We start from the raw sequence: 11,910 nt of genomic DNA on the forward strand, positions 1-11,910 counted from the left end.
AGGTATGTTCAAGATTGTTATGCTCATAAATTTTGAAGTGTCACATAAACATTTATGAATAAAGTCTGTTTACGAAATCTAATTCTCACCAATTCTCTTCTATAATTTCTTTATTGATAGAAACAGCCGCGCAATATCCTTCACTAGCAGATTTCATTAGTCCAGAAAATAAATTTTTTGCATCCCCAATAATATATACTCCTGGTACATCTGACAAACCATTCTGCTCTGTTAAATAAGCTCCATTTGCATCTATTTTACATCCCAGTTCTTTTGGAATTTTGCATGATTGAACTTCACGTATCTCTTCAACAAAAGCTGCTTTTCTAATAATTTTCTTTCCATCTTCTAATTGAAAACTTTTCAACATACCTTTTTGTGATTCCAAACATTTTATTTTGCTCTCAATGATAGGTATTTTATGTTGAATTAATTCTCTTTTTTGTTTTTCGGTCATATTTGCTGTTCCATTTGTAAATAGAACTAAATCGGTACTCCAATTGTGTAAAGATCTCGTATATTCAAAAATTGTCTTAGAATTCCCTATTACCGCGAGAGGTTGATCGCTAAATTCCCACGCATCACAATAAGGGCATGGAAAAGCACTCCGCCCATAAATATCGTTTAATCCCTTTATTTGAGGGAGTTGATCCTTCACACCTGTAGCAAATAATATTTTCCGACTATAAAATGTATTGCATTGTTCAGTAACTATGTTAAAACATTGATCTGCAGTTCCATTTTCAATACTATTAACATACACAACTTTTTCATTTTTTATTGTCACATTACTGTATTTTTCTAATTGCGTTCTGCTTATTTTTTTCAGTTCATTTGGTTTGATTCCATCTCTCGTTAAATATCCATGAGATTCATACGTTACCGCATGTCTTGGTTTATTGTCATCAAACAACAATACCCTTCTTTTTGAACGACCTAGTACAAGTGCAGCACTTAATCCAGCTGGTCCTCCGCCTACGATGACAACATCATATAAATAAAGTAAAGAGTTCATTCACGACCACGCTCCAATATAGTATCTGTTGCTTCATTGCACCATTATATTCAAATTAAAAAATATGGTATGGACGTGTGTGGAGTTTTTACAAATTAGTTCAATACTAATTAAATACATCCCGCTGAAAAAGACCGATATAACAAGGTTGCTGAAAATTGTGGAGCTGTATAAATATATTTGCAAATATACATTTGTGAATCATAGCAAATTGTTTTTATACAAAAAAACGTCGCTGTAACTTTCACAGCAACGTTTTTCTTTACATATTACTTGGTTGTTTTCAATTTAGAATTCAAATGATGAATAATATCTTTCCTTGTAACAATTCCAATAAAATGTTCTAAATCATCAATAATAGGTACAAAATTCTGTCTAATCGTTAAATCTATTAATCCTTCAATTTCACCTCGGACATGAATAGGTTTATAACTGTTATATAAAGGAATATTTTTTAATTTTATTTGACTATAAATATCTATAGACTCTCCGATCAATTCATGCATTTGCCATAATAAATCACCCTCAGATATTGTTCCTATGTATTTCCCTTGATCATTTATAATAGGAACAGTTGCATACCGGTAATTTTTCATTTTTTCGAGCACTTGTCTCATACTCCATGATTCGTTCAAGTAAACGACTTCAGATTTCGGTGTTAGAAAAAAAGCTACATTCATTATAATTTCACCTCGGTATAAATTACTTCGAAATTAATAAAAACCTACTTTATCATGTTGATTTCGAGGGAAAGAAGATAACCATGATTAAGTCCATTTAATATCATAACATAAAGTGCTTCTTCTTTCATTCCAATTGTAGTGTGAGCAAAATGTTACATCATTCATTATATATTCATTGTAATAAAATTTAATGAACGATAAATTAAAATAAGATTAAATCATTCATTACTAAACATTTACAGGTTTTTTTTCCGAAGCCTTTACAAAATGAGTATTTGAAATCGTAAATAGGATCAGACCGAGCCATATAAACATAAAACTAATCAACTGCACGGTTGTAAATGGCTCCTGATATATAAATACTGCTAATACTAACGAAATTGTTGGCGCTAAATATTGAAAAAAACCGTTTAGTGATAACGATATTCTTTGCAGTCCCTCAGCAAAAAACAATAAAGGTAAAGCAGTTGCAACTCCTGTACATATTAACAATATCGTCGTTGAAGTTGATAAAGTTAAAAAACTGCTTGTTTCTTGTCCTTGCAGATTGGCAATATAAAACAAAGCGATTGGTAAAACAAGTGTTGTTTCTATTGCTAAAGAAAATACGGAATCCAATGTTATTAATTTTTTGACTAAACCATATAATGCAAAACTAAGAGCTAAAGCAATAGATAACCAAGGAACCTCACCATGTTGAAATGTTAAGATTGAAACACCAATTCCTGCTAAAACCAATGCAGCAACTTGCCAGTTTGATAACTTTTCTCGTAATACAATAACACCTAATAAAACACTTAATAATGGATTTATATAATACCCAAGACTAGCTTCAACAATTTGATTATGATTTACTGCCCAAATATAGATAAACCAATTACAGCTAATTAACACACCTGCTATCAGTACAGGAACAATTCTTTTAGGATATTCCCAAAAATCAATAAGCTGTTGGCGAAAAGCTGTTGATTTCTTCGTTAAATATATAATTGCAATGACAAAAACAAATGACCACACAATACGATGTGCTAAGATTTCACCTGCTGGCACATGTTCAAGCCACTTCCAATAAATCGGAAGCAGTCCCCATAGTATATACGCTCCAAGTGAGTACAAGGTTCCAATTACAAAAGTTTGTTTTTCAGTCTTCAAATTAACATCTCCTCTGCCATTCATCACTATTATGTTTAACAAGTACGTCCATCATTTGTACAACCTCATCATAGGTATTGTAAAAATGCGGAGCCATACGGATAACCTGATCTTTTGTTGTTACATTGATATTTCTATGTTTAAATAATTTTCCGAGCTTTTCAGCATTCTCTACATAAAAAGACGTTAAACTGCTTCTCTTCTTTATGTTTAATGACCCTGAAATTGGAAGTCTATGTTCTATCGCATACTCTAAGATCTTTTGGGTAAGATCTTCATGATAATTACTTATAGACTGCAAATCAAGCTTTTGAAATAATTCAAGTGCTGCATGTGCTGCAAATATACTAATAAAAGATGGAGTACCACCTTCAAATCTTCGAGCACTTGTAGCTAGCGTAGGATGAGTTAAATTAAACATACTGTGCTTATCTTGTCCTAGCCACCCTAATGATTTGGGTTTTAATTGATCCATTAGATCTTTTTTTATATATAAAAAAGCAATACCAGCTATACCCAACATATATTTTCTCATTCCAGTTGTACATATATCAATATCCATTTCCTTTACATGAATAGGAATATGTCCTGCTGATTGATAAGCATCTACAAATAAGAGAGAACCTTTTTGGTGTACAATATTAGAAATAGATTTGATATCTTGTTTAAATCCATTATAGTAACAGACATGTGGGATATATGTTAATAATGTATTTTCACTTACTTCTTTTTCGTATGCATCTGTTTCAATAACTCCGTTTTCTGAATGAATCATTTCCAGCCTAAAACCTTGTTCTTTTTGAGCCTGTAATATTTGACCTACTGTTGGAAAATCTAGATCAGTAAACACAAGTGTATTTCTTTCTTTTATTATAGGCAAAGACATAGTTATCCGAGAAATTGCATCTGACACAGAAGGGACAATAGCAATTTCGTCAACTTCTGCCCCAATAAATTTCGCAAAGCTGGCTCTAGTCTTTTCTAATTTCTCAATCGCGATGTCCCAATTATTCCCTATCACCAATAAACTCTTTTGATAATCATTCATCGCTTCCAGTACATCCTCGTGTAGTGCACTTTGAGAACAACTAGACAAGTAATTCCAATGTTTAAGCATTGGAAACGAACCTCTTTGAAAACAAATTGAATCGCTCATTATATCATACCCCCAATAAATTATATAACATTTTGTGTAAGAGGGTTATGAATAATATGAATGGATATCATCGAATTCTCTAATATTAACTTCAACAAAAAAAGCAATGAGCATATAGTTATGCTCATTGCCATTCTTTTACACAAAATAGATAGTTATTTGTTTATTTATTTCCTCCCTCAATCCCATTTGAAAGTAAAACTTGCTATTACAAAAGCTACAATCATCCAGCCACTTAATAACAATGCTTCACTCCAAAGCGTAGTTAAATCTGCTCCAACATTCATAATCTGTCTAAACGCTGTACTCAAGTGAGCAATAGGCAGCGAATTTACTATGGGCTGCAAGTATGACGGCATATCATCGATTGGAAAGAATACGCCTCCAAGGAACAATAATGGGAAAGAAATAAAACCTGCAATCGGTCCTGCACTCTCTGGTGTTTTTGCAATAGAAGCAATAATAAATCCAATGGACATAAAGGTTAGTGTCCCTAGTATGACAAAAAGAATCAATAAAAACCAAGAACCGTTAACTTGTGTTCCAAATACTAAGCTCCCCACTAATAAAACAATTAAAGCTTGCAATCCATTTAGTAAAAGTCTAGCTGTAATTTGAGCAGCAATGAAAGTGGATGCTTTCAACGTTGTGCTTTGCATTCTTCGAAGTACGCCTCTTTCCCTCCAAGAAGAAATTTGACCAGCTACCCCATTCAAATTGTTAGACATGATCATCATAGCTACTATACCTGGCACCAAAAAATCAATGTATGTCAAATTGATAGATTGAAGACCTTCTTGCTGCACTGTAATTATTGGTTTATATCCAGCCATCTCTTTGCTAATATTGTCTACTACACCTTCAACTAAACCAATCCCTATTGTTGATCTTAATTGATCTGTTTCATCATAATATAAAATAATATTTGAAGCTCCGCCTTCAGCATTAACTTCTTCACTATACCCTTCGGGCACGATCGCAATAAGCTGAATATCACCTTGTTTTAAGAGTTCTTTTGCCTTAACTTCATCTTCTATTAACTCAAATTGAACGGATACAGGAGCATCCATCGACGTTTGATTTGAAATTAATCCATCTACAAATATCTGAGATTCATTTGATTGATCCATATCAATGATAACGCCTTGCAATGAAACGTTGTTGCCCCCCCCTATAAAAGAACCGATCATGATCATTAAAAAAATAGGAAAAAACAGTGTCCAGAAAAGAACTTGACGATTTCTCCCAAATATTCGCAGTTGTGCAATGGTTAATTGTCCGTATCCCTTCATTCCTCTCTCAGACTCCTTCCCGTCATATGTATAAATACATCCTCTAATGTAGCTGTTCTAGTTTGCAAATCTGCCAAATTTATCTTTTTCTCATCCGCTTGTTGTATTAAATCCGTTAAAGTATGTTGTAATTGATTTGTATACAATATATAAGTATCGTTATGTACATCTACTTGTTTTACTGCATTCATCATTTTAAATTCTTGAATAAGTGCTTTCCTATCATTTTCTTTTAATACATCTGTATTTGATAAATTAAACTCAATCGCACTTTCCGAATCTAAGCTTTTTATCAGCTCTTGAGGAGAATTTAGAGCAATAATATTCCCTTGATCCACTAGACAAATACGATCACATAATATATGTGCCTCATCCATGTAATGAGTAGATAAAATAATGGTTTTTCCTTGTTGTTTCAACCTTAAAATAATATCCCATAAAGTTCTTCTGGCTTGAGGATCAAGTCCAGTGGTTGGTTCGTCCAAGAAGATAACCTTAGGATCATTAACTAAAGCTAATGCGATAGCTAAACGCTGCTTTTGTCCTCCCGACAAATTTTTCACACGATCATTCATTTTTTCCTGTAAATTCACGCTTTCCAATAGAGGTTCTATGGCTAGTGGATTCGGATAAAAACTAGCATACATTTGTGCAATTTCCTTTACCTTCAACAAATCAAATAAAGAAGTTGATTGTAATTGAACACCAATCACTTCTTTCACTTTATTCAACTGTTTCTGTGTATCAAAACCAGCAACTAACGCTTTTCCTCCATCAGGTTTTCTAAGTCCTTCTATCATTTCCATCGTAGTAGTTTTACCAGCACCATTAGGACCTAATAGACCAAATACCTCACCTTGTTTTACTTCAAAATTGATCTTATTTACTGCTATAAACTGCCCATATTTTTTATATAAGCCTTCTACTGAAATGACTGATTCTTCAAATTTCCCTTCACTCATTTTCTTACTCCCCACCCTCCTAGGATTTTCATCCCTTCTATTACCAAATTATATCATTCCATACCCTAAACGGGTACTTAAAAACCCAGTGCCTCTAACAGTTTTTCACCTAATTTACGATTCTCCCCTTTGAAAGGAAAACAATGAATGTGTATAGCTGGATTAAAATTCAGTTCGATAATGCTATAGTTTTCTCTTGTTTCTTTCTTAACATCGCTAATGATCATATCTACGCCGCAAATTGTTGCTCCAACAGCTTTTGCAGCTGATACAGCGATATTTTTATAGTAGTTAGGTATTTTAACAGTAAAATCAATACTGTCCCCGCCTGTGCTTATATTTGAGTTTTCTCTTAAATAAAGCGTTTCTCCAATCTGAGGAATAGATTGAAAGTTTAAACCTTGTGTTCCTAAAAACATTTCCTCTGACTCTCCTAAATTTATTTTTTCTAACGGAGTTTTATATCCCTTTCCTCTCAAAGGATCTTTGTTTTTTTCTTTTACAAGCTTTTCAATCGTTGATTTTCCGTCTCCTGTCACATTTGCTGGTACACGATGAAGTATGCCCACAACTTCTTCTTTAATAACAAAAAAACGATACTCCCTTCCATGAACAAATTCCTCAATCAGAATGGAATGATCGTATTTAAACGCAAGCTCAATCGCTCTTTCAAACGTTGTTTTTGAAAAATGACCTTTTAATATTGTAATTCCTAAACCAAAATTTGTTGATTTAGGTTTAATTACGATCTCCTGTCCAACAAATGAGATATAATCTGGAACAACACCGTCTTTTTGTCCGTACACTATACCTTTTGGCACTAAAATTCCATACTCGTCAAGAACTTTTTTTGTCACAACTTTATTTTCCATAATTTGAATGGTACTGTAGGAATCCAAAGACGTTTTTGTTGCTTGTTTGATATATTCTTTTTTACTCCCTTTATTTAAAACAATAAAATTCTCCTCTCGGTCTAAAACTTTAAAGTCGATTCCCTTTTTTATAGCATCCTTTAATAAAATTTGAGTAGAAAGCTCCATATCCTCATAACCTAAAAAATGATATTCCGTTGATTTAATTTCCTCTAGGTATTGCTTTGCTTTGTTAATGTGAAACTTTATAAAGGATTCTTCCTTAATCTCATCGATTATTTTGGAAGAAATAATCTGATTAGGTTCATTTAATTGATTTCTAGCATGTTGAATAATTGTATCGTATAAATCCTGTTTAATACCGCATTTAGAAATAATCTGAGCCATTTGATCTAATATTTCATTTCCCCATTCTTTAAGAGAAATCACTTCTCGCACGTTTTTAAAAAGTTTTAAGTGCTGTTTCCTTCCAAGAGAAGCCACTAGTTCATGATTCATAAAAGAAGTCATACGAGTGTGATTGGACGAATTCGATTCTTCATGAAATAAGGAAAACAATATAAATAGATGGATAAAATAAAGCGTATCTAAATGGATACCTATTTTTGAAAATGGATTTAAGTCCAGTATTCTAAGTTCAATATATTGAATTCCATCATTTTGCAATGAAGTTAATAAATCTGATTTATCTTTTGCTTTTAAACGGATCGGACTATAATATTCTTTTTCACTTTGGATTTTTCCATCGCGGACTAATTGTTTAATGTCTTCAACATATTGATCTACAGAATCATAAGAAACATTCGGATTATCTTCATTTCGATATCCACATACTCCGTTTCTAAACGAACTAGCAAATTCAAAATGTGAGCTTTCTTCATCTATTTTTTCCATTTCATCCACACATTCTTTATTGTAACTTGAATGAACACCAGGACTTGCTCCGAATAAATAAATCAGCAGCCACCTATATTCCAATACAAACCTACTGATTTTAAGATAAGTTTCATTTTTGAACTGTTTAAAGGAAATCTCTAAATTTGATGCACTATATACTTTCTGCAAAAACTCCTCATTAAACGAGAAATTATAATGTATGCCAGAGATTAACTGCCTCTTTTTTCCATAATCTGCTGCTAAATTTTCTCTATATTTCTCCGCTTCTTTTCCCTTCTCCGTATTCTCATATTTTGCAATTGGAATCTCTGATTCATTGGGCAGCATTGGAGGATTACTTTGCGGCCATAAATATTCACGCTCTAATTCTAATGCTACAATATGATGGAGATTTTCTAAAAAGCGATAACATTCTTCAATCGTATTGAACATAGGTGTAACCATTTCAATCTGACTTTCAGAAAAATCAGTAGTAATATACGGATTGGCCAACTTATTCCCAAAGGATTTAGGATGAGGAGATAAAGCTAATTCACCAGATTCTTTAACTCTTACATTTTCCTTTTCTATTCCAAAATTCCCTTTAAAAAGAAATTGTTCCAAGTTCAACTTTTGGACAATATCAAAAAAATGACTGACCATCGTATTTCAGCTCCCTCCTATCTATAATCAGAACTTATTTATTATGCTTTCATGGTGCATTACTTAAGATTTATTATCTGTATTACATCATTTATAATCCATAGAATAACTTGCATAATACAAGTTTTAGTTGGTAGTAAAAAAATATCATCCATCTTTATTTCGCAGGAATACAACAAATTCCTGTTTTACTCATCTTACCGTTTAGCAATTCAATGGATCTTATAATTGTATCCCTTTCAAACTCACTTAATTCAGCAAACACTTGTTCAAGATATATATTTACCTCTTGATCTATTTTGTCTTGAATTTCCTTTCCTTTTTCCGTTAATGACAATATATGAATTCGATTATCTTTTGGATCTGGTGTTTTCTTTACCATTTTTTTATCAGACAAGTTCTTAATTTGTCTGCTAAACGTTGTAATATCTATACTTAACGCACCTGCCACGTCTTGCATTGAAGGTTGATTCTGACGATCGACCTCATATAATATATGACTTTGCACAAGGGATAGTTCTTTACCACAGCAACTCATACAGCTTTGTTCGTTTAAAATGCCAAATTTTCTAGCTAATATCAACATGGAATTTCTAAATTGGTCCATAACATCCACCCCCTATATATTATTTTCTAGGTTTATAATGAAATCATACGTTATTTATTTGCATTTTGCAACCAAATAACTGAGATCTATTTATTTGAATAAAGGGTTCTAGAGATAAATAAAGAATTATGTTTGAGTGCATAAATTAAAATGGAGGGTTAACAATGTCCAATTCAAGAGAAAATATAGATAGCAACGATACAACTTCACATATACATCATTTTACTGATAGTAAATATTATATGGATAAATGGAAGAAGTGGGACCATCCATGGATCTTTGCGGGTTTTAATTTATCTGCTGGTATTCTCGGTCCGTTATGGCTTAGTTACAGAAGGATGAATCTTGTATTATTCATCTATTTTATAACCATACTGGTTTTGCAATGTTTTTTTGTTTTATTTAATATTGAATATTCTTATTTGATCCCCATTGTTATCCATATCATACTATTTACATTTGGGAATTCTATTTATTTTAATTTTGTAAAAAAGAAAATGAAGAAGATGTCAAAACAAAATAAGTACTCTGATTTTGCAACTAATTTACGAAAAGCTGGTGGGATTAGTAAGAATGGAGTGGTAGTTTCTTTTTTCATTTTATTCACATTTGTTTGGATCGCTTTAAGTACAACCTCTTTAATCACTTCATATAAAGCTGCAGTTCAAAAAGAAAACTCTACATTATTCTATCTTGAAATACTAGAAGAAAATAATAACAAATTATATGATCTTGGAGTAGAAACCATTGATCTCATTATAGGAGTGGATAGTCCTCAGCAAAAGATCAATTCCATAATGAATCTAGAACAGACAATAATTGAATATAAAGAGCAAATGACCATACAGCTAGAACATGAAATTCTATTAGATGAACTAATATTTGAAGAAGCAAACGATCATTACATAAGCGGTCTGAACAATGTATTATTGTCTATTAATAATTATCTAGATGGTAACGAGGCAAACAATGAACAAATTGTTCAAAATTTAACTCAAGTACTCATACACGGGGATTTCATGTATGAAAAAATAAAACAATTTCAAAATGAAAGATCTATTGAAATGTTAAACAAAGCACTAAATTCAAAGTTGAAAAATAAATTAAAAAGTATTGAAAATGTTAAAGTTGTAAATGAAAAAGCAATATTAGAGCTAAACAATAAACTATTAGATGCAATTGAAAATAATAACATTGAAGAAGTAAAGCAGCTTCTAATATTAGGGGCTAATCCAAACGATAACTCAAATACAATATTCAAATCCGTTCCATTTCTTGCTGTTGAAAAAGGGAATTATATGATTTTTAAGACCCTGATTAATGCAGGAATGGACGTGAATACTGTGATACAAGATGGGCATCTTACTCTTTTAATGCATGCTTCAAGTTTAGGACATGATCAAATTGTTAATCAATTAATAAATTATAATGTGAATTTGAAACAAAAAGATCGAAATGGTTCTACTGCTTTACACTATATAGTCTCGACAGATTTTGAAATAGCAACAACACTCATTAATGCAGGATTAGATCCAGAAGAAGAAAATAATCATGCTGAAAGTTACATTAAGAAATTAGAGAACAAAATACGCACTTCTGGAGGATTTACTGATTTCATAAAACATATTAATCCAAAAGGACTTCACTTGTTGAATTTAATTGGAATAGAAAGATTCGAAAAGATAGAGGTGCCTAAGGAAACTGAACAAACACAAAGTGGATGGCAAACTTATACAAATCAAAGGTTTGGTTTCATTGTAAAGTTTCCATCAGACTGGAAAATAGGAGAGGCCCCAACAAATGGGGATGGTTTATCATTAAATACTGATCCATCGAATCATGTATCAGCTTATGCTGGTTATCATTTTCCAATGAATTTAGATTCATTCTTAGACTTCAGATTGAAAAATGGAGATACAGCAAAAATAATAATAGAGCAAACAACTTCAAACAACATTGTATTCCATATGATATATACAAATAACCAAATAGATTATAATATTAGAGGAGAAGTAACTGTAACATTTTTCGAGAAATATTTAAACCAAATCGAAGAAATGATATATAATTTTGAAACGTTTAAAGGTGCAGAAGGATAATTTTTCTTCCACATTCCTAAGTCCTCTACATTAGTAAAATTGGACTTAGGAATTATTTTATTTTTTTCTTCTTATTTTACACCTAATAAACCTAGTAACTCTCGATCTAAATCTAGCATCTTTCTTTTCTTCTTTAATCGTACAGTAATATTTATACCTGTTTCATCTGAATCTAAAATAAGCTTTTGGTTAAGTTCTGTATTTCTATGTCCAAAAAAATCACATATTCGATTTATTGTTTTATCTGAAACTCTTTTTCCACGTTCAATTTTTGAGATCGATGAAATTGATAATCCACTTTCGGCAGATAATTTTTTTTGTGTTAAATTTTTTGTTTCTCGAAGTATATATACATTAATCCCAATCATTTCATTTTCTGTCACTTCTTTGTGATCTAGTTCCTGCATTTTATTCAGTATTTTCTGTGAAGGTCTTTGAAGAACCATTGTTCCCATCATGATGTCCCCTTTAAATCCTTTTAAACTTCTGACAGTTTCAAATTATTATTACACTTAATTGTATTATTTTAATAG

The 11,910-nt window shown here is 31.7% G+C and carries 10 protein-coding genes; 1 reads left to right on the top strand and 9 read right to left on the bottom strand.

What is annotated here, in order from left to right:
* Positions 1 to 85 precede the first annotated feature (85 nt).
* From Q5Y73_RS15485 to Q5Y73_RS15520, 8 genes are all read right to left on the bottom strand, one after another.
* Complete coding sequence (locus Q5Y73_RS15485) at positions 86 to 1,015, bottom strand: NAD(P)/FAD-dependent oxidoreductase (RefSeq protein WP_305992820.1); 930 nt, start codon at positions 1,013 to 1,015, stop codon at positions 86 to 88.
* A gap of 269 nt (positions 1,016 to 1,284) precedes the next feature.
* A complete protein-coding gene (locus Q5Y73_RS15490; RefSeq protein ID WP_305992821.1) occupies positions 1,285 to 1,695 on the bottom strand; it encodes a CBS domain-containing protein in 411 nt (136 codons plus the stop codon).
* 231 nt (positions 1,696 to 1,926) lie between these two features.
* Entirely contained in the window at positions 1,927 to 2,850 is a 924-nt protein-coding gene (gene rarD / locus Q5Y73_RS15495) for an EamA family transporter RarD (protein ID WP_371320221.1), read from the bottom strand.
* 1 nt (position 2,851) lies between these two features.
* The gene (locus Q5Y73_RS15500; protein ID WP_305992822.1) at positions 2,852 to 4,006 is read right to left on the bottom strand and encodes an aminotransferase class V-fold PLP-dependent enzyme; all 1,155 of its coding nucleotides are present in this window, start codon (positions 4,004 to 4,006) and stop codon (positions 2,852 to 2,854) included.
* 179 nt (positions 4,007 to 4,185) lie between these two features.
* Positions 4,186 to 5,298 carry an ABC transporter permease gene (locus Q5Y73_RS15505; RefSeq protein WP_305992823.1) on the bottom strand — a complete coding sequence of 371 codons (1,113 nt, stop codon included), beginning with the start codon at positions 5,296 to 5,298 and terminating at the stop codon, positions 4,186 to 4,188.
* Complete coding sequence (locus Q5Y73_RS15510; protein ID WP_305992824.1) at positions 5,295 to 6,260, bottom strand: ABC transporter ATP-binding protein; 966 nt, start codon at positions 6,258 to 6,260, stop codon at positions 5,295 to 5,297. The genes Q5Y73_RS15505 and Q5Y73_RS15510 overlap by 4 nt, the downstream gene beginning before the upstream one ends.
* Positions 6,261 to 6,337: 77 nt before the next feature.
* Positions 6,338 to 8,671: a bifunctional glutamate--cysteine ligase GshA/glutathione synthetase GshB gene (gshAB, locus tag Q5Y73_RS15515; RefSeq protein ID WP_305992825.1), complete on the bottom strand. Its 2,334-nt coding sequence runs from the start codon at positions 8,669 to 8,671 to the stop codon at positions 6,338 to 6,340.
* Between the two features lie 157 nt (positions 8,672 to 8,828).
* Positions 8,829 to 9,278: a MarR family winged helix-turn-helix transcriptional regulator gene (locus Q5Y73_RS15520; protein WP_305992826.1), complete on the bottom strand. Its 450-nt coding sequence runs from the start codon at positions 9,276 to 9,278 to the stop codon at positions 8,829 to 8,831.
* 164 nt (positions 9,279 to 9,442) lie between these two features.
* Between Q5Y73_RS15520 and Q5Y73_RS15525 the strand changes: the two genes are divergently transcribed.
* Complete coding sequence (locus Q5Y73_RS15525) at positions 9,443 to 11,377, top strand: ankyrin repeat domain-containing protein (RefSeq protein WP_305992827.1); 1,935 nt, start codon at positions 9,443 to 9,445, stop codon at positions 11,375 to 11,377.
* Positions 11,378 to 11,448: 71 nt separating this feature from the next.
* On the opposite strand, the gene Q5Y73_RS15530 is transcribed toward Q5Y73_RS15525, so the two are convergent.
* Positions 11,449 to 11,832 (bottom strand): helix-turn-helix domain-containing protein, encoded by a 384-nt coding sequence (locus Q5Y73_RS15530; protein WP_305992828.1) that lies wholly within the window; start codon positions 11,830 to 11,832, stop codon positions 11,449 to 11,451.
* Positions 11,833 to 11,910: the final 78 nt, after the last annotated feature.

This window comes from Chengkuizengella axinellae, assembly GCF_030730905.1.
Taxonomy (GTDB): domain Bacteria; phylum Bacillota; class Bacilli; order Paenibacillales; family KCTC-33759; genus Chengkuizengella; species Chengkuizengella axinellae.